This is a genomic window from Paenibacillus nanchangensis (assembly GCF_046543445.1).
GTDB classification, from domain to species: Bacteria; Bacillota; Bacilli; order Paenibacillales; family Paenibacillaceae; genus Paenibacillus_AQ; species Paenibacillus_AQ nanchangensis.
On record NZ_JBHOFD010000016.1, the window covers coordinates 45,104 to 63,058 of the forward strand.

A 17,955-nucleotide genomic window follows, 5' to 3' on the forward strand; every position below is an offset into this window, starting at 1 on the left:
GATGAGTTGCTTTTTGTTTATTAAGCCCAGATTTAATTGTAGGCTTGATTTGCGAATACGGCGAACCTCCAGAAGATATTAAATATGCAATTGATTGTGTGATCCAATTTCAGTCATTATATAAAGAAAAGCTTATGAGTACTGAGGGAGATATTTCCGAATTCTGGTTTGATAATTTTCCGGAGACATCTGGGAGAACTGCTGAAAGAGGTGGTTAACGATGAAAATTATGATCGTGGAAGATGATGAAACCATCCGTGAGGAATTATCGATACTGGTTTCGTTTAACGGCTACTCGGTATGCGCGCCGGTGAATTTCTCCGATATCCTTGAGGTAGTCGCCTTGGAGAATCCGAATCTGATTCTGATGGATATCAACTTGCCGGGAACTGACGGTTTTAAGCTTTGCTCACTAATCCGTGAGGAATCCGGCGTTCCGATTATTTTTGTAACAAGTCGGAGTACAGATATGGATGAATTAAACGGCATTATGAGAGGCGGAGATGATTTTATCACCAAGCCTTATAATGCTTCTATTTTGCTTGCGCGGATTACAGCATTACTTAGACGTGCGTACCCGATCGAGAATAAAGATTATTTGACCTGCAGGGATGTCTACTTTTATTCGGACACAAGTAAAGTCCACTATCATGGTGAGAGTGTGGAATTGACGAAAAGTGAAAGCAAGATTCTGGCGTACTTGTTCAAGCATCAGGGACAAATGGTCCCCAGGGCAGATCTTGTGGAATATTTATGGGACAATCAAATGTATATTGACGATAATGCTTTAAGTGTTCATGTCACAAGGCTCCGCGGCAAGCTCAGCCAAATCGGCATCGATAACTTGATACAGACTAAATATGGGCAAGGATACAAGGTATGAAGAAAAGCCAATATCTTAAGGATCAGCTGTTAGTTGGCGCACTACATGTCTTTGCTATGCTGGCTTTAACCTCGTTTCTGCTGTCGCTCAATATTCAGTTTGAAGAGGTATTATTAATTATTTTGGTGTGGCTTACAGGAACAGTGCTGTACAGCTTCCTCGATTACCGGAGCAAGAACAAAAGGATTAGCCGGATGTGTGCTTTACTGGAGGAGCTCGAACATAAATATTTGTTGTCAGAAGTGATGGATGTTCCGGATACCGGTGAAGGATTGGCGTATTTCAAAGTATTAAAAGCATGCAACAAATCCATGCTGGAAAAAGTATCGGCAACAAAGCGGGAACGAAAAGAATACAAAGATTACATAGAGCAATGGATTCATGAGGTAAAAACACCAATCGCTGCAATTCAGATTATGTGTGCCAATAATAGGTCCGAGCTTTCATCAAAGGTGCTTTCCGAACTTCAAAAAATTGATTTGTATGCGGAGCAGGCCCTGTACTATGCCCGCAGCGACGAGGCTGAACGCGATTTTCTGGTCAAAGAAGTTTCGGTAACCGATTTGGTTCATCAGGCAATAGCCGATAATAAACAGATTTTGCTCAGAAATGATGTCCGTGTTTACGTTGAGTATTCCGCTCATACTGTTTACACAGACCGCAAATGGGTGGAGTTTATTTTAAAGCAGCTGATTATAAATGCAGTGAAATACCGGAACGAACACTCGCCGGAAATTCGATTTCAAGTGAATCCAATTTCCATTGGTTTGGCACTTACGGTAAAAGACAATGGAATAGGGATCAGTGAGAGCGATTTACCCCGGATATTCGACAAAGGTTTTACCGGCGAGAACGGAAGGATGAGGAAGAAATCTACGGGGATGGGTTTGTATATTTGCAAGCGCTTAGGTGATAAGTTGGGAATACATTTGGAGGCGGCCGCTCGTCCGGATGAAGGCACTTCTATTACCTTGAAATTTCCGAAAGGAACCTTCATTAAAGTGTAGCAGACAGGGAGTGAAATCTTTCAAAGATGAAAGATTTTAGAAAGCATTTTAGATACAATGTCATACCTGCCGAAGGTACACTGTAATGGAGGTGAAAGACATGGATGAGTTACTGAGGATTGAGCATGTCGAGAAATATTATGGAAATGGATCTTCCGTCACAAAGGCGATTGATGATCTTAGTTTTACAGTCAAACAGGGAGAGTTTAGTGGGATAATGGGGGCGTCCGGATCGGGAAAAACAACGCTCCTGAATTGCATCTCTACAATTGATACGGTTAGCGCGGGTCACATTTATCTTATGGATACCGATTTGACGGAAATACCGGAGAGCGAGCTCGCCCGTTTTCGCCGAAGAAACCTCGGTTTTATATTTCAGCAATTTAATTTGCTGGATACCTTGACCATTGGTGAGAACATTGCTCTTGCTCTTACGATCAATAAGACTTCTCCCCAGGAAATTGATGTACGCGTCCAGCAGATCGCGGTTCAGCTAGGCATACACGACATTTTGCATAAATTTCCTTACCAGACATCAGGAGGCCAACAGCAGCGGTGTGCCTGTGCGCGGGCTATGGTGAACGATCCCAAGCTTATTCTTGCCGATGAGCCGACCGGGGCGCTGGATAGCAGATCATCACAAATGCTGTTGGATACCTTACAAAGCATGAATGAGCAGTTGAACGTCACAATACTGATGGTAACCCACGACGCTTTCTCTGCGAGTTATACCAAAAGAGTGCTCTTTCTCAAAGATGGCCGGATATTTAATGAAATCTATCGCGGGAGTAAATCCAGGAAGCAGTTTTTTAATGAAATACTGGACGTGATGGCTTTGCTGGGAGGAGGGCTGTTCGATGTACGCTAAAATGATTCTGCGGAATATCAAGCGCTCCAGAAAAGATTATTTGATCTACATGGTTACACTGATTTTCTGTGTCGGACTGTTCTACGCATTTATGGCTTTATCGAGCCGTTATTATAATCCCTCATTGGGAGAGGAATTCACCTTCTCCTCGGTCAGAGGGGATATGACTTTGCCTATACTGGTGATTACAGCCATTCTCTTCTTTTTAGTCAAATATGTGAATGATTACATGATTAAACGGAAGCAAAAGGAGTTTGCAATTCAGACCATCCTGGGCATGGAGCAAAAGACCACTGCAAAGCTTTTTTTTATGGAGACGCTTGCTATGGGGGGGATTGCAGTTAGCCTTGGGATTATTATGGGATGCTTTTTGTCTCAGTTAATCACGGCTATGCTCCTAAGCGCCTATGACGAGCCCTTCCAATTCACCTTTCCTCTATATACCGACACGCTGTTATTCACCCTTTTGTTCTTTGGTTCGGCATTTGGTCTGATCGGGTGCTTGAACATCAGGTCCATTCGAAAAATCAAGATTATAGACATGCTGCAAGCTGATAAAAAAACGGAAACGGATTATAAAAGAAGTGCCTGGATGCCCGTCTGGGTCATTCTGGCTGCGGCCACGGCTGCCTTAATGTTATTCCGAGGATTCTATGTCTTTCGGGAGTTCTATACCGACCGTTTGCCTGAAAGCCTTCAAATATCTCTGTACGGCAGCATTTTATCTCCAGCAATAATGATCCTTTCTGTGATATATTTTGGACTTGAGAGACGATTCCCAAAGCGGCTGGGTTTCAATGGGTTGTTAGGGATCTTGATGATTCTTGGGATTTTTTATACGGTATTTTCTTTTCAGGTATCCCGAAGCTCTCATGTAACCGTAAGCTCGAATGCTGAGATTGCAGCCGCCTTTTTTTTTGTAGCGTTTAATGTTTGCGGCTTCTTCTATTTCCTGAACCGCTGGGTAGCCTATCTGAAAGAGAAATCCCCGCGTCTTACTTATAGCAATGAAAATTTGTTTCTCTTTGGACAGCTCATGGCCAAATTAAAAACGACATCAAAAACCATGTCCATCATTTGTCTGGTGTTGACGCTGGCACTATTTCTGTTTACCTTAGAGCCGGTCATGACAGGGTGGATTAGCGGTCATTTGGAGAAAAAAAGCAAGTATGACATTCAAGTTTTCAGCCATTACAACAATATCCGATACGAGAAGAATCTAGCTCAGACCGACTATAGCCTTGTGATTGAATTTTTGAAGCACCGGAATGTCCAATTTGATGAAGCTTTAGAATTTACGAGCTATTTTGTTAACCGTGGGGATTTCAAAAAGAGAAATAAATATCAGTTTCCCGTCCTGGCGCTCTCGCTATCGGACTATAACTTTCTGCGGAGTATGAATAATCTGAAGCCTATCCGGCTAGGAGAAGAGCAGTTTACGACTCAGTGGAATACGCTGGCTGATCCAAAAATGATCGACGGATTCATTACCAGACATGAACAACTTCGAGCTGATACCGGAGATCTTGTCTTATCCTCCGTGCCATATTATCAGGATGATTTGGGGCCATATTTGTACAACACCTACACAGAGGCTGTATATGTGCTTCCTGATAAAGTCTGTGCGGAACTATTGCCTGCTAATCGATTGCTTTTCATTAATACGGTAAAGCCGCTGCCCTATAAGGATGCAGAACAATTAAGTACACTTTTTGATCAAACTGTTCGTAATGCAGAGGTTACAACAGGAAGTTCAAGTGAAATCAGGCTAAGCACTCTGCAGATCAACGACAGTACGGCAGGGGGATTCACTACAAAGGCAATGCTGAACTATACAGGTGTAGTATTGCTAATTATCTGCTTCACTGTTTTGTCTCTGCAGCAGCTTTCAGACTCTTCAGATTTTAAATACAGGTTCAGCATCTTGAGAAATATGGGCATTTCCGAGGGACAATTAAATCGTATTATTCTGAAGCAAATGGGGATTTGGTTCGGCACACCGGTTCTACTGGCTTTTATTATCAACATCCTCCTAGTATTATTTATGATCGACAGCTTTTACGCGGAATTATCCGCTTACATCGGAATACAGAGTGTAATGACAAGCAGCGTTGCGGCATTGTCTGCAGTTATGGTGCTATTGAGCTGTTATTTTATTAGTACATTGATATTGTTTAAACGCAATATTGCAAAATGATTAGTGGTTGCGATGCTTTCATAGTCGAGTTGTTGTTCATCCGAAGCAGCGGTTTGCTAACAAAATTCGAAAATGAAAAGGGGAAGAGCATTGGTTCCATTATCTCCAGGGTATTTTTATAACTTCTGTAAAGGCATCCGTTTAACGTCCCCCTTTAGCTCGCAATTCCCCTCCGGCTTCGTTCTCCGCATCATTGCAGTGTCGATAAAATCGAGGATCTGCTGCAGCGATTCCATTTGGGCGGCAATTTTGGCCCGGTGCTGCTCGAACAATCCGTACAGCTCCGGTCTCTCCTCCGGATTCAGAGTCGCGTTGTCCAGGTAAGGGCGCATGTCATCGAGTGACATCCCTGTTTTCTTCAGGCAGGTAATCATCTTCATTCGATCGATATCCGCCTGGTCGTAAACCCGGTGGCGGTTATCTTTTCGTTCCGCGCGCTGCAGCAGGCCGATTTTTTCATAATATCGGATCGTATCCCGGGGCAGACCTGTGCGTTCCGACGTTTCTCCGATGGAATAGGTTACCGCTTCGTTTAAGGTTATGGCTTTATTCATTTAAAAATCCTCCTATCGCCGAATGGTGGTATGCTCTTCTTGCCGGTCATTCGTTCATTTCCCTTATTGTATAACCTGGAGTCAGCTCCAAGTCAATCCGTTTTCGCCAGCCGCTTGACCTGGAGTCGGCTCCAAGTTATACAATGGCTGCATTCAGCCGGCGAACGGCCTGTATGAAGGGAGATTGAAGCATGAATTTGACAACAAACACGCGTGGAACAGCGCTCATCACAGGGGCGAGCAACGGTATCGGACTCGAACTCGCCCGCAAAATGCTGACGGAAGGCTGGGAGGTTATCGCCTTAGTCCGATCGCGTATGCCGGAGAGCGATGCGGTGATCGGCACGGCTGTCAAGGAAAACCGGCTGCGTACGTATCATGCGGACTTATCTGATTTTGACAGCCTGCGTGCCGCTCTGGAACAGATTAAGGCAAAGGAGAGCAAAATCGATGTGCTGTTCAACAATGCCGGAGGCAGCTTCGACCGGCTGATGTATTCCAAACAGGGCCGGGAGATGCATTACGAACTGCAGACGGTCGTGCCGTATATTATTTACATGGAGCTGAAGGAGCTTCTGCGGCGCGGATCACAGCGAACCGTCGTTAACACTTCTACGGCCGCCTTCCGGTTCGTGAAGAACTTTAATCCGGAATCTCTGGACCGGCCTTCCTCTTTCCGCAAGCTGATTGGACCTTATGCGGAATCCAAGCTTGCCCTTTCCCTGTGGACACGGGAGCTCGGGCCTGCAGCTTTGGCCGAAGAAGGCATCCGGCTGCGCAGTGCCGACCCGGGAGGCAACAACACCCTGCGTAAGGATAAGCCCTCAGGGCTGCCGCTGATCGTGAAGCTGATGATGAAGATGCTGATGTCTCCGCCAAGCAAAGGCGCTTCCCTCCTGTATGATGCCGCGCTGGGGAATCACCGCGGAGAAACGGGCGTTTATCTCAGCAAAGGGAACATTGCCGCCCTGAAATACACGGAGCACGGGGACCGGGTACTGGAAAAGGTGAAGGAGGTATATGAGCGGGAGTACCTTGCCGTTCCGGTTTCTTGAAGACAGAATGCGGGTGAAAAAGCAGCGGTTTCCGTCTCTCCGGAAATCCGCTGCTTGCTTTTTATTCAGGTATTCGTTTGGTTAATGTAAACAGGCGGGAGGCAAAATCGCGTTTTTCCATGACATTAAAATTCAGGTCTTCCGGAAGCGGCGGCGTCAGCAGCAGTCCGATGTGCATTAACTCACTGCCGGAATAGCAGGAGTCCAGCTCTTCGACGTAATAAATCCCTTCCGGGTCTAAGGCGGTCAACTTCAGGCGCAGGTAAGGCTCATTTGGACGGGAGAGCACCTGATACCAGCCGACCAGCGCATGCTCCGCGTCCGCATCGACCGTCATCCAGGCGGTTTCATTACCTTCAAACGGGCTTTGGAGACGATAAAATGTGCCTTGGGTGATTAAACGCCGGTGCTGTTTGTAAGTCTGGATTTGCTCCTTAATTATTGCGCATTCTTCATCGGTAAGCTTCAACGGATCCAGCTCGTACCCGAATACTCCAAAAAAAGCGACATGCCCCCTCGTCTGCAGCGGTGCGGTTCGTCCGACCTGGTGGTTTGGAATGGACGACACATGCGCTCCCATCGCGCTGAGCGGATAGGCCATGGAGGTGCCGTACTGGATTTTTAGGCGCTCAATCGCCTCGCTGTCATCGCTTGTCCAGGTTTGCGGAGCATAATACAGCATTCCCGGATCAAACCGGCCGCCGCCCGAAGCGCAGGATTCAAACAAAATGCCGGAATGTTTGGCAATCAGCTTGTCATACAAAGCATATACGCCGAGGATGTAGCGGTGAAAAAACTCCCCCTGCCGCTCTCTTCCAAGCTCCAAGGAATAGGCCTCCGAAATACAGCGGTTCATATCCCATTTCACATATTCGATATTGGCGGAAGAAAGCACATCATCCATCAAGCGGAACAAGTACTCCACCACCTCCGGGCGGGAAAAATCCAAAACATATTGATTCCGGCCCTGCTTGCGGGTACGGCCGGGCGTGCCGACGACCCATTCGGGATGTTCCCTCATGATATGGGCGCCGGGGCTGACCATCTCAGGCTCAAACCACAGCCCAAATTTCATCCCCAGCCGGTTGATTTGTTCCGCCAGATATGTCATACCGTGCGGCAGCTTGTCCGGGTTCACAAACCAGTCGCCGAGGGAGGTGGTGTCATCGTTTCTGCGGCCAAACCAGCCGTCGTCCAGCACCATCAGTTCGATGCCGAGCTCGCTTGCTTTCCGGGCGATGCTGAGGATTTTGTCCTCCGTAAAATCGAAATAGGTGCCTTCCCAGTTGTTGATCAATACCGGCCGCTCCCGGTCCGCCCAGCTCCCGCGAATCAGATGCTGATTATACAGGCGGTGGAACGCTTGACTCACACCGTTAAAGCCGCTGCCGGAGTAAACCAGAACCGCTTCAGGCGAATAAAAGCTGCCGCCGGGTTCAAGCGTCCAGCAGAATTTCTCCGGATGGATGCCGGCCATCAGCCGGGTGGTGGAATAAGCGTCGACCTCCGCCAAGGCCAGAAAGTTGCCGCTGTACACCAGATTGACCGCGTAAGCTTCGCCGCTGTGCTCCTGAGTTTCCGGTCTGGCCAGCAGCAGAAACGGATTGTGGACGTGGCTGCTAATTCCGCGCGTGCTGCCGACCGCTTGTACACCCGGTCTAACGGGAGTACGGTGCAGGTGGTTTTCCCTGCCCCAGGCGCCCGATAGATGAAGGAGTTCAAATTTTGAATCCGGGAGATCGAGGCTGGCGCTCATCAGGCGGTTTATTTTTAACGTCTGTCCGCCGGAATTACGGACCGATACGGACCGTGTAATGACCGGCAGATGGCTGAAGATCGTGTAAGTCAGCACTGCCGCTGCACCGGTGAGGTCATCAGTCAGCGTAATCTTGAGGGTTTCGGCATCATGAGGTTCTTTGCAAAATGTAGCCGGCAGGCCGGGGAGGGCAGGTTTTCCGGCAGACACCTCAAAACCCTGATACCGGAATTCCATTACATGCGAACCGTCTTCCTGAAGGATTTCCACGGCTGGCTCCCGGAAGTCCCCGCTCCCTGAGGAAGGAAACTCCTGTTTAATGCTCTCCAGAGAGGTGACCAAATCTCCGCTAAACTCGCCGACCGACACAGGGCGGTAGCTGCGTTCGATCAAACGGCCAAACCCGTTCAGATATTTAATCGTTTTGCCGTAATACAGATGCTCCAGATGGCCATTCCCCATTACGCGGAACAGATAGCTGCAGTGCTCGTTGGTTAAATGAAAAGTCAATTCCTCTTGATTGATCTGAATGCAGGACAATTTGGGTTCAACTGCGGACAACTTCAAGTAAAACACTCCTTTTTAACGATAAAGTTCAGATCCGGTTTGCTGAATGCTTGCATGGGCTGAAGATGAAGAGGACAAAATCTGGGCTTCAGCCGTTTCGTGACGTTCTCTTTTTTGCCGGACCTCCCGGACAATGCGGCTGTTCATCTCTTCGGTCAGCTCATAATTTTTCATCGGGAAAACGGCGAGGAACGTCACAAGTCCCGGAATCAAGGTGAATAAAAGCGTCAGCCAAATCAGGGTGGTGTCGGTCTGCACCATATTCGGTTTATAGCCTGCCATAGCCAGGGCATAACCGCCCACGGCGCTGCCGATAGCGGCCGCCAGTTTGGCGCGGAAGACGTTCGCCGAAAACACCATTCCCTCTGACCGGTTGCCGGTCTTCCATTCCCCGTAATCAACGCAGTCCGCCAGCATGGTGGACATGACCACATAATTCAGGCCTACGCCAAATGAAATGATGCAGCTGAGGATAAACACGGGAACAATAAAGCTGCCGCAAAAAAACAGCGCGATCATCGCCAGCGAGGTAATCAGGACCCCGGCTATGCTGGTGCTTTTTTTGCCAATCCATTTGGCCACAAACGGTACGGCGACGTTCCCCGCGATCTGAAAGCCGACGGTCAGTCCCATAAACAGCGGAATAAGCGCTTCGGCATCCAACGTGTATTTAAAATAATAAATCGTAAACGCATTTCGGATATTCGCGGTCATTTCAATAATGAAAAATGAGACGATCAGCAGCCGCAGCGGGCGGTTTTCTTTGAAGAACAGGCGGAGTACCCCTTTTAACGTTTGTTTTTCATGCCGGGGCACCACGTGTTTTTCCTTAACGCCAAATACCGTAAACATCATGCAGACAAAAAACAGGCCGCAAAGTACGGCAACGGCCCCTGTCCATCCGTTAAAGAAATGGACGAGCGGAAGCGCAAGCACATTGACGGTCCATAAGCCGGCGCTGGCCACCGTACGGGGAACCGTCACCACTTTTGTCCGTTCGGCGGCATCTTTGGTTATGGCAGCGGACAGCGACCAGTAGGGGATGTCCAGCAAGGAGTAGCTGATACTCCAGGCGATGTAAGTTGCATAGGCATATACGAGTTTGCCGGCGGAGGAAAAATCCGGACTCAGGAAAAGGGCGAGAGTGGTCAGTGTGACCAAAAAAGCCCCGATGAACATATAGGGTCTGAATTTTCCCCAGCGGGTATTGGTGTTGTCGACCGCAATGCCGATAAAAATGTCCATGACCGCATCGACCAGCCGCGCCACCATCAGCAGTGTCCCGACTGCAAGCGCATTCAACCCGAAGCTGTCCGTGTAGAAAAACATGAGATACACCGCGGTCAGATTGTAAATGACATTCATGCCATAGCTGCTCAGCGAATAAGAGAACAGCGTTTTCAAACTTACTTTGTCGTTATATTCCGTTGCTTTAACGGTTTGCATGCCCGTAGCCCCTTTCGTCATGTAAGCGTTATATGGGTCTCAGAATACCAAAAGCTCCAGCCCGAATAAATACTATTTCTAAAGGGGATTATGGCAAAAACAAAGATTGAATTGAGAGGAAGCTGTACACGGGGCATTCGCTGCAGGGAGTGAGAGAATTCTTTACTTATGCTATATTTAAGCTTAGATGAACCCGTTGGAAAACGGGTGAACGCTGAAGCGGGGGACAGATATGGGAGAACACATGACGCAGTTTGTCGATACACGGACAAGCTCCAAACACAAAAATATTACGGATCTGATTTTGTTTAACTGCGGCACCGAGCCGTGTGATCCCAAGCAGGATTTTGGCCCGATCGCCAGGGATTTTAACCTGATCCACTTTGTGCTGAAAGGAAAAGGCAGCCTGGTGCTGGGGGAGGAGACGTACAGCATCGGAGAAGGGCAGGCTTTTTTAATTCCCGCCAACCGGGTCGCCTATTATCAGGCGGATGAACAAGACCCGTGGGAGTACAGCTGGGTTGGGTTTATGGGAATCAAATCCGAAATGTACCTGCAGAACATCGCGATTTCCGGGGAAAATCCCTATGTGATCAGGATTGAAGATACAGCCTTTTTTCATTCGACGATCCTGGAAATGCTGCGTATAGGGAGCAACACCCTGGCCTCCTCCCTGGCTATTCAAGGATATTTGTGTCAAATTCTCGCCAGGCTGGTGCATGAATCCGAAGAAACCTCCGGCAGGGAAAAGCTGTCGTATTCTGTCCAGGCGGTCAACTACATGGAGAAAAACTACAATTCGGGCATCCAAATCAACGAAGTGGCGCAGTACCTGGGAGTCCATCCGAATTACTTGACCGCTGTCTTCAAGCAGGAAACCGGCGAGACACCAAAGCAGCACCTCATGCGGGTCCGGATCAAAAAGGCGTGCGAGCTGCTGCAGCAAACCGATTATTCCATCCAGGTGATCTCCAATTCGGTGGGATATGCGGACCAGCTGACCTTTTCGCGGGCGTTTAAACATATGGTCGGGAAGTCGCCAAGTGATTACCGGAAGGAATTTCTTTGATTTTGCTATATAGTTCTTAAAAAATACCGCTGCTCGGCGTCATGGTGTTTTGTTATCGTAAAGCTGCGGCTTTTTTTCGGTATGGCATTTTAATGCAGGCCGGAGAGACCGCACTTTATGAGAGGAGAACTCCGCGTGAATGCAATCATCGCTTTTATTCCGGCTTTAGGCTGGGGGTTCATGCCGATTTTGGCCAATCTGACGAAAGGCACTCCACGCGAGCAGCTGACGGGCACGGCGGCCGGCGCCGTGTTGTTTGCGTTGTGTCTTTATTGGTATTCGCCGGTCCCCCTGCAGACCACAGCTTTTATCGTCAGCTTCATCTCCGGCGTATGCTGGTCCGCCGGCCAGCTGCTTCAGTTCCAAGCGTTTCAGAAAGTAAGCGTGTCAACAGCTATCCCAGTGATTTGCGGACTGCAACTGACGGGAACGACGCTGTTTGCGGCGTTTATTCTGGGCGAGTGGAAGACCGGCTACCAATACGGCGTTGGATTAACGGCGCTTGTCTGTATTTTGTCCGGCATAATATTGACCAATTATAGGGGCAAATCGGGCGGCGGGACCGGGGGTTTGCCCGTCCAAATGGTGGTCATGCTGGCTTGTTCCGGTTTGGCCTTAACGCTGTATGTGATTATCAATCAAATTTTTGATGTTTCCGGATTATCAGTTATTCTTCCGCAGTCCCTTGGCATGTTCGGTACTGCGCTGCTGATTAATCTTAAGGGAGAGCGGCCGCTGCGCCGCGTTCATACAGTGCGCAATTTGTCCACAGGACTGGTATGGAGTGTGGCGAATCTGGCCTTGTTTATCTCGAACGGGCTGATTGGCGTCGCGGCAAGTTTTCCGATTTCCCAGGCGAGCATTGCCATTTCCTGCGTCGGCAGTATTTTGATTTTTCGGGAAAGGAAAAGCCCGCGGGAATGGGGGAGCCTCCTTACCGGGATTGTTGTAATGATGGCGGGAGTGGGGCTGATTGGTCTGCTAAAGATGTGAAGTCAGCTTCCTGAAGCTGGGCGAGTAATAACTGGAAAACTTGAACTATATAGTTTCACCCCTTATAATTCAACTAATCAGTTGAATTGTCGGGCAGTTAATAGATCAAACTTCTGCACTTTTGAGGTTTGGTCTATTTTAATGGCTAGTTTTCACATGGAGGTCTATGTACGAAGCACTATGCGGGTTAAGGAGGAGTCGTAATGAAATATGAATTAAAACTTGGAAAAGAATTCATGTGCCCCATTGAGTACGGCCTGGATATTTTCGGCGGAAAGTGGAAATCGCGCATTATATGTGTATTATCCGCTAACAAAGTCATCCGGTACAATGAAATCAAAAAACAGCTTAGTAATATAACAGACGCAGTGCTCGCTGCAATGCTAAAAGAATTGATTGCTGATGAAATGGTCAGCCGCAATCAATATAATGAGATTCCGCCTAGAGTTGAATATGCCCTTACCGACAAGGGGAAATCCGTTCTCCCCATTCTTCAATATATTTGCCAATGGTCGAGGGAGCATTCAGCAGAGGATTTGGAAACAAAACTGCCTGCTTGCAGAACTTGTGATTACCTATAAGTGTATGCACTAAGAAATTTATTAGTTACTAATAAAAATCCTAATATATTTACTCCTCCACCCCCCATGCTTATAGTTTAAGCATGGTTATCGAACCATAAAACAAATCATTTGGAGGGGTAAACTGATGAGTGCAAAAGCCTATCTGCAAATTACTATGGTTATTGACAATAACAACCGCCCAGCCGCTGCTAAGGTTTATGCGGAATACCGTGAACCTTTTTTGCAGGAGATCCAGGGTGCGGTTTCCAAAGATCTGCTGATCCGCGAACAAGATGTTCAGGTGCTTCACGGCTTTGATAGCGTCGAAAGCGCAGAAGCTTACTTGAGCAGCGAGTTGTTTAAGAATGACGTTTTTGTAAGTCTTAAACCCTTGTGGAGCGCTGATCCAGACGTAAAAATTCATAGCGTTGCTTAAGAAGTTTAGCCAGCATAGAAGCAGGCTCGAGATGCGCGTGCATTTCGGGCCTTAACCGGTTACTGTAATACGTTAGTTACCTGTTTTGTGGAAGTCGAAGTTTCCGGCCCGGTAGTGTTTAGGTGAAGCCCCCTTAACCTTTTTGAACATTTTGGAGAACAGCAAGGCGTCGCTGTAGCCCACAGACCGGGAAATGTCGGAGATCGACAGCCCTGCGTTTCCCATGATTTCACATGCTTTGTTCATTCGATAGCGAACCAGATAATCCTGGATGCTTTCATTTACATGCTGCTTGAATATGGAACATAAATAACTTCGGTTAAGTCCGACAAATTGGGCAATGTCCTCGATGGTAAATTTGTGCGGATAATTCATTTCGATAAAATCTTTTACCTGTTCCACGTAAATTTCCGCTCTCGTTCCCATAGGTTCAGGGGAAGAAGCCGCAGGGCTGGCTTCGATGAGCAGTGACAGCAAAAGATATAGCAGCCCGGTCAGCTTCGTTTCCCGCGCTTTGCCGGAATCCTTGGATTCATTCATCATTTGAAAATATTGATAAATCATGTCGTCCCGATCATAACGGGCGACAGGGGAAGCCTTCGACAAGCCGGCTTGCTTAAGCAGCAGTTCCGATGAGGTGCCGTTAAATCCAAACCAGCAATAAGACCAGGGATGGTTGATATCAGCCTGGTAATACGAAATGGTGTCTGGATGAATCAAGAAAAGCTCCCCTTTCCGCAGCCGGTAGCGGACACCGCCGGTTTCAAAGCTTCCCTCGCCGCTCAATACATAATGAAGCAGATAATGATTTCTTACTGCCGGTCCCCAAAAGTGCCCCGGAAGGCAATCCTCTATTCCATATTGAGTGAGGTACAGCTCCATCTGGCGTTTATTGCGAGGCAAATATTCGATCACAGTACCGCTCCCTTTAGTAAAATATCAAGCATTATAACATATTTAGCGATCACTATTCCATGTACTTAACACCTGTATATAACCTATCATTTACATATAGTTGATGGTTGCTGCTGTATGGATTTACCAAGTATTAAACCATGTTTTGGAAGCTGACATCCCCATGCCCCTTTCAATGAGAAGGGGCATTTTGCATGGGGTGGCCTAAGCGGGCCAGGGAGGGAAGGTTATGTTTTTTATTCGCATCATGAACGATATGAAGATGAAAAAAAAGTTAGCGCTTACCTTTATTTCGGCTGCCGTGCTTCCCATTATGTTATCCGGCCTGTTTTTGACCGGAAAGCTCCGGGAAATCGTGATTCAGGACGCTCTGGAACAAATATCTGACAATGTGGAGCGTGTTCAAAAACGGACGGAAGAGCTGATTAAGGTACCGCTGGACATTTCTTACCGGCTAAGCATCGATAACCGGATGAAAAAGGTAGCCACCCAAAAATACGAGGGGTACCCCGAAGTCATTCAGGCTTACCGCGAATATACAGATATCCGCGACTACATCCAGTTGTATAAAGAGATATCCGGCATCCGCGTGTATGTATCGAACCCCGGGGCGCTTAACAACTGGGAATTCATTCAGCCGGACGAGACCATCACGGCCCAAGCCTGGTACAAGGAAGCGATTGACCAGCAGGGGCTTGCCGGATGGAACCTGGTGAGGGATGAACGCAACGGATCCGACCAGCTGAGTCTGGTCCGTTCCTTTCCGGCTGACTCGTTTGGGCTGAGGGGGGTACTGATCATCAATGTCGACCAGCAGCAGTTAAAATCCATTTTGAACCAGGAGCCGTTCACCACGCTGATTGTGGATGACAAAAACCGGGTCGTCGGTTCCAATGAAGCCGGTTATTTCGGAAAGAAGTTATCGGAAATTGACGGGGACGAACAGGTCCTTTCCAATCAGGAGGGCAGCTATGACACGGTCGTTAACGGCAGCGATTCCAAAGTGGTGATCGCCAACCTGCAGCCGGAGAACAGCTGGAACGGGCTGCGGGTCATCTCTATTTTTTCCTATTCAGATATTATGCGGGATGCGAATCAAGTCATCCGGCTTGGCGCCATCGTGATAACGGTCAGCCTGATCTTTGCGGTTGTGCTTATTTATGCGTCCGCTTCTCTGCTGTCGGGAAGGCTGCTCCGTTTAAGCAAACATATGTCCAAAGTGGGGTCAGGCTCCTGGGAAACCTATCTCCATATTGACGGTAAAGATGAAGTTGGCCTGCTGTCCAAGCAGTTTAATTCGCTGGTGAGAAGTGTGCACGACCTGATACGGGAGGTCCAGGAAACCAATGACCAAAAAAATCTGGTGGAACAAAGACAAAATGAAATGCGATTTAAGATGCTGGCCAGCCAGATTCATCCGCATTTTCTTTTTAACGCTTTGGAATCGATCCGAATGGAGGCTCATATCCGCAAGCAGGATGATCTCGCGGAAGCGGTCTGGCTGCTCAGCACCCTTCTGCGCAGCAGTCTGGAGGCGGGAAATGGCAGCATTCCCCTTCATGAAGAGCTTGATCGTGTGCGCTGTTATCTGGATATGCAGAAGTTCCGGTATGAAGACCGTCTGGAATACCGTTTGACTTGTGATCCCGGTTTGGAAGATACGCCGGTCCCTCCATTAATTATTCAGCCATTAGTGGAGAATTCCATCCTGCATGGCCTCGAAAACCGTGAAGAAGGAGTGTTGGTTACGATTGAAGTCAAGAAGGCGGCAAAGGGGATGCAGGTTGAAGTGTGCGACAATGGCGCGGGGATTTTGCCGGAGCGTCTCGCCGGCATTCAAGCGGAGCTTGCGGCATCGCTTCATGAGCAGGAGAGCGAGCGGATCGGAATACGGAATGTAAACGACCGGCTGGTCCTTTTATATGGAGAACCAAGCGCCCTGACGATCGAAAGTGAATTCGGAAAGGGGACAAGCGTCAAGTTTTTGATACCTGGAGGTGCAGACAACCTTGATTAAAGTCTTGATTGTGGATGATGAACCGAAGTTAAGACAGGGACTTCAGACCTTGATTCCTTGGGAAAAGCTCGGGTTTACGGTTATCGCTGCGGCAAGTAACGGAAGAGAGGCATTAAAAATGATTGGGGAAGAACCACCCGATGTCGTGATTGCGGATATTCGCATGCCAGTGATGGATGGTCTGCAGCTCATTCAAAATTTGCGGTCGGCCGGCGGCCAGATGGAGTGCATTATTCTCAGCGGGTATGCGGATTTCGAATATGCCAAACAAGCGATTCAGTATGGAGTCGCCGGGTATTTGCTAAAGCCGATCAACATCCGCGAAATGTCGGCAACGCTGCAGCAGGTCCGGGAACGGATCGAAGCGGAGCGTTTGAAGCGGGAGAGCTATCGGGCGGGGACTTTGGACCGGGAATATTATCTGCACCGTCTGCTTGTCTCCCAGGAGAAGGCGGAAGATCTGGCAGTACTTAGGGATGGCATGAAAAAACTGGATCTGCTGTGGAGCAGCTACGAGGTGGTGGTTGTGGGTCCGCGTGTTGCCGACGCGGAACTTCCGGAAACGTTAAATCGGCTGTCGGCCGGACTGAACCAGGCGATTGAGGAACGGAACATGGGGGCTGTGACTGTACTCCCCCCTTATGTTGTGCTTCTGCTCAACACGCCGCTGCGCGGACTGCAGCGGCGCGACCAGCTGTACGGCGAGATCCGCCGAATCGCAGGCGAAATCCGGTTTATTGCCGCAACCGGCGGGGCCGTTAACGGTCCGGAACATGTAGGGGGTTCCTATGCCAAAGCCCGGGAAACGGCAAAATCCGCTTTTTTCAGGGGAAAAGATGGCCTGCTGGAGCCGGAGTCCCCGCTTTGCTCTATGCCTGACACTGCACGGCAGCCTAGTGCCGCCGGTTACGAAAAGATGCTGGAGGAGCTTGTTTTTCGCTTGTATTACAGCTTGGAGGCCGGAAACAAAGCGATGGTGCTGCCGCTGCTGAATGAAGCTGCTGCGCTTTTTTTCAGAACTGGACAAGAGGAGAAGTCCGCCAAGCAATCCTTCTTTTTTCTTTGCAATGCGATCATTCATAAACTTGCCGCAGCTTCCCGCATCGATCTGAAAGAGACGGAGAAGGTGTCGCGTTTCTTAAACGGGATTTATCAGCATGATTATTTGCAGGACCTTATAGAAGAAACCAGCCAATTTCTGCTGGAATTTGCGGAGGAATCGGAGCCGCAGGGCAAGGAGCAGGAGATTAAGAAAATGATCGGTTTTATTCATAAACATTATGCGGAGGACCTGAAGCTCTCCACCTTGGCCGGATTGCTGAATTACAGCACTCCTTATTTAGGCCAGCTGTTCAGAAACAAGACCGGGGAATATTTTAACACCTATCTGGACAAGGTCCGCATTCAAAAAGCGAAAGAGCTGCTGTCTCAAGGAATGAAGGTGTACGAAGCGGCCGAGCTGGTCGGTTATACAAACGTTAATTACTTTTTCAGCAAATTCAAAAAGTACGAGGGTCGTTCGCCGTCCGATTATAAAAATCCATAATTTATAGATGATTTTTTCCGAAATCCTTGGTATGGGAACACGTTCTCCTCTAATTTATGATGGTTATCAAGAGAGGGGAGGAA

Annotated in this window: 15 protein-coding genes; 11 read left to right on the forward strand and 4 right to left on the reverse strand. The window is 48.3% G+C overall.

The annotated features are described in order from the left end of the window. Nucleotides 1-220: 220 nt before the first annotated feature. The 4 genes from ACE6ED_RS14460 to ACE6ED_RS14475 all read left to right on the forward strand — a co-directional run bounded on the left by ACE6ED_RS14460 (nt 221) and on the right by ACE6ED_RS14475 (nt 4,955). Nucleotides 221-883 carry a response regulator transcription factor gene (locus ACE6ED_RS14460; protein WP_410827889.1) on the forward strand — a complete coding sequence of 221 codons (663 nt, stop codon included), beginning with the start codon at nt 221-223 and terminating at the stop codon, nt 881-883. Next, complete coding sequence (locus ACE6ED_RS14465; protein ID WP_410827890.1) at nt 880-1,890, forward strand: sensor histidine kinase; 1,011 nt, start codon at nt 880-882, stop codon at nt 1,888-1,890. Before ACE6ED_RS14460 ends, ACE6ED_RS14465 begins: the two co-directional genes overlap by 4 nt. Before the next feature lie 100 nt (nt 1,891-1,990). Next, on the forward strand, nt 1,991-2,758 hold the full coding sequence (locus tag ACE6ED_RS14470; RefSeq protein ID WP_410827891.1) for an ABC transporter ATP-binding protein: 768 nt from the start codon (nt 1,991-1,993) through the stop codon (nt 2,756-2,758). Next, nucleotides 2,748-4,955 carry an FtsX-like permease family protein gene (locus ACE6ED_RS14475; protein WP_410827892.1) on the forward strand — a complete coding sequence of 736 codons (2,208 nt, stop codon included), beginning with the start codon at nt 2,748-2,750 and terminating at the stop codon, nt 4,953-4,955. Before ACE6ED_RS14470 ends, ACE6ED_RS14475 begins: the two co-directional genes overlap by 11 nt. A 116-nt stretch (nt 4,956-5,071) precedes the next feature. On the opposite strand, the gene ACE6ED_RS14480 is transcribed toward ACE6ED_RS14475, so the two are convergent. Continuing rightward, nucleotides 5,072-5,509, reverse strand: coding sequence for a MerR family transcriptional regulator (locus tag ACE6ED_RS14480; protein ID WP_410827893.1), 438 nt, complete (start codon nt 5,507-5,509; stop codon nt 5,072-5,074). A gap of 191 nt (nt 5,510-5,700) precedes the next feature. On the opposite strand from ACE6ED_RS14480, the gene ACE6ED_RS14485 reads away from it, so the two are divergent. Then, nucleotides 5,701-6,564 carry an SDR family NAD(P)-dependent oxidoreductase gene (locus ACE6ED_RS14485; RefSeq protein ID WP_410827894.1) on the forward strand — a complete coding sequence of 288 codons (864 nt, stop codon included), beginning with the start codon at nt 5,701-5,703 and terminating at the stop codon, nt 6,562-6,564. 61 nt (nt 6,565-6,625) lie between these two features. Here the strand turns inward: ACE6ED_RS14485 and ACE6ED_RS14490 are convergent, their stop codons facing one another. Both ACE6ED_RS14490 and ACE6ED_RS14495 read right to left on the reverse strand, forming a co-directional pair. Beyond that, nucleotides 6,626-8,860, reverse strand: coding sequence for an alpha-galactosidase (locus tag ACE6ED_RS14490; RefSeq protein ID WP_410827967.1), 2,235 nt, complete (start codon nt 8,858-8,860; stop codon nt 6,626-6,628). Between the two features lie 42 nt (nt 8,861-8,902). After that, nucleotides 8,903-10,333 carry an MFS transporter gene (locus ACE6ED_RS14495; RefSeq protein WP_410827895.1) on the reverse strand — a complete coding sequence of 477 codons (1,431 nt, stop codon included), beginning with the start codon at nt 10,331-10,333 and terminating at the stop codon, nt 8,903-8,905. A gap of 232 nt (nt 10,334-10,565) precedes the next feature. Between ACE6ED_RS14495 and ACE6ED_RS14500 the strand changes: the two genes are divergently transcribed. The 4 genes from ACE6ED_RS14500 (at nt 10,566) to ACE6ED_RS14515 (ending at nt 13,394) form a co-directional block, all read left to right on the forward strand. After that, nucleotides 10,566-11,402, forward strand: coding sequence for an AraC family transcriptional regulator (locus ACE6ED_RS14500; protein ID WP_410827896.1), 837 nt, complete (start codon nt 10,566-10,568; stop codon nt 11,400-11,402). A gap of 135 nt (nt 11,403-11,537) precedes the next feature. Further along, a complete protein-coding gene (locus tag ACE6ED_RS14505) occupies nt 11,538-12,395 on the forward strand; it encodes a GRP family sugar transporter (protein ID WP_410827897.1) in 858 nt (285 codons plus the stop codon). Between the two features lie 203 nt (nt 12,396-12,598). Next, entirely contained in the window at nt 12,599-12,976 is a 378-nt protein-coding gene (locus ACE6ED_RS14510; protein WP_410827898.1) for a winged helix-turn-helix transcriptional regulator, read from the forward strand. Nucleotides 12,977-13,103: 127 nt separating this feature from the next. Further along, nucleotides 13,104-13,394, forward strand: coding sequence for a hypothetical protein (locus tag ACE6ED_RS14515; protein WP_410827899.1), 291 nt, complete (start codon nt 13,104-13,106; stop codon nt 13,392-13,394). Between the two features lie 72 nt (nt 13,395-13,466). On the opposite strand, the gene ACE6ED_RS14520 is transcribed toward ACE6ED_RS14515, so the two are convergent. Next, nucleotides 13,467-14,309 (reverse strand): AraC family transcriptional regulator, encoded by an 843-nt coding sequence (locus ACE6ED_RS14520; protein ID WP_410827900.1) that lies wholly within the window; start codon nt 14,307-14,309, stop codon nt 13,467-13,469. 229 nt (nt 14,310-14,538) lie between these two features. On the opposite strand from ACE6ED_RS14520, the gene ACE6ED_RS14525 reads away from it, so the two are divergent. After that, a complete protein-coding gene (locus ACE6ED_RS14525; protein WP_410827901.1) occupies nt 14,539-16,326 on the forward strand; it encodes a sensor histidine kinase in 1,788 nt (595 codons plus the stop codon). Beyond that, nucleotides 16,319-17,872: a response regulator gene (locus ACE6ED_RS14530; RefSeq protein WP_410827902.1), complete on the forward strand. Its 1,554-nt coding sequence runs from the start codon at nt 16,319-16,321 to the stop codon at nt 17,870-17,872. Before ACE6ED_RS14525 ends, ACE6ED_RS14530 begins: the two co-directional genes overlap by 8 nt. Nucleotides 17,873-17,955 lie beyond the last annotated feature (83 nt).